1 protein-coding gene and 1 pseudogene are annotated in these 1504 nt (G+C 75.3%); both read left to right on the top strand.

What is annotated here, in order from left to right:
* Nucleotides 1-204: pseudogene (locus tag CKO13_RS12130) on the top strand (hypothetical protein); the annotation flags it as partial.
* Nucleotides 201-1412, top strand: a complete 1212-nt coding sequence (locus CKO13_RS12135; protein ID WP_200261380.1) for a geranylgeranyl diphosphate reductase — start codon at nt 201-203, stop codon at nt 1410-1412. The pseudogene CKO13_RS12130 and the gene CKO13_RS12135, both read left to right, overlap by 4 nt.
* The last annotated feature ends 92 nt before the right edge of the window (nt 1413-1504 follow it).

Consider the following 1504-nt stretch of genomic DNA (forward strand, 5'->3'; position numbering starts at 1 on the left):
GCCTTCCTCGGCACCGTGGGCGTGGACGCCGTGCGCTACCTCGTCGGCGACGAGGCGGCCGGCTACTCGCTGGTCTTCAGCGTCGCGGCCGTCACCTTCCTGGTCTCCGCCTGGCTCGCCGCCCGCGTCGAGCGCCCCAGCGAGGCCGTGCTCGACCACCAGCGCACCACGACGACCACGACTGCACAGAGCTCGTTGCCATGACCGCCACACCCGCCGCAGACTCGTTCGACGTCGCCGTCGTCGGCGGCGGCCCCGCCGGGGCGACCGCCGCTACCCACCTCGCCCGCCAGGGGCGCTCGGTGCTGCTGCTCGACCGCCCCGGCGAGATCAAGCCCTGCGGCGGGGCGATCCCGCCGCAGCTCATCCGCGAGTTCGAGATCCCGCAGGAGCTCCTCTGCGCCCGCGTCCACGCCGCGCGCATGGTCTCGCCCGCCGACCGCCACGTCGATATGCCCATCGAGGGCGGCTACGTCGGCATGGTCGACCGCGACGTCTTCGACGACTGGCTGCGCCGGCGCGCCGCCGAGGCCGGCGCCGAGCTGCGGGAGGGGACCTTCCGGGCGCTGAGCGAGGACGACGGGGGCGGCGTCCGGCTGACCTACCTCGAGGGCCGCGGCGGCAGCGGCGCCGAGCGCCACGAGGTGCGCGCCCGGCTCGTGGTCGGGGCCGACGGCGCCAACTCCGCCGTCGGCCGGCAGGCCGTACCCGGCTCCAAGGAGATCCCCCACGTCGCGGCCTACCACGAGATCATCGAGCCGCCCGCCTCCGCCGAGGGGGCCTGCTTCGACCCGCAGCGGGCCGACGTCTACTACCGCGGCTCGCTCTCGCCGGACTTCTACGGCTGGGTCTTCCCCCACGGCGAGCAGGTCAGCGTCGGCGTCGGCAGCGCCGTGAAGGGGTTCTCGCTGCGCCAGGCGACGGCCGAGCTGCGCGCCGCCGCCGGCCTCGAGGGCACGAGGACCCTGCGCCGCGAGGGCGCCCCCCTGCCCCTCTACCCGCTCAAGCGCTGGGACAACGGCCGCAACGTCGTCCTCACGGGCGACGCCGCGGGGACCGTCGCCCCGGCCTCCGGCGAGGGGATCTACTACGCCATGGCGGGCGGCCAGCGCACCGCCGAGGCGGTCGACACCGCCCTGCACAGCGGCGACGCCAAGGCCCTCGCCCAGGCCCGCAAGGCCTTCATGCGCGAGCACGGGCAGGTCTTCCGCGTCCTCGGCGTCATGCAGCGCTTCTGGTACACCAACGACGACCGCCGCGAGCGCTTCGTGCGTATCTGCGCGGACCCGGACGTCCAGTCCCTGACCTGGGACGCCTACATGAACAAGCGCCTGGTGCGCGCCAAGCCGCTGACCCACGCCCGGATCTTCTTCAAGAACATCGCCCACCTGACCGGCCTGGCGCCCGCCTGAGCCCGGGCGAGCCGCCCCGCCCGCGGGTGTTGCGGCGCCTCCCCGTGGGGGCGCCCTCCGCCCCGGGAGTGGCTCCGGCAGGCCCGCCTCTC

The sequence above is a fragment of the Halorhodospira neutriphila genome (genome assembly GCF_016584055.1).
GTDB lineage: Bacteria > Pseudomonadota > Gammaproteobacteria > Nitrococcales > Halorhodospiraceae > Halorhodospira > Halorhodospira neutriphila.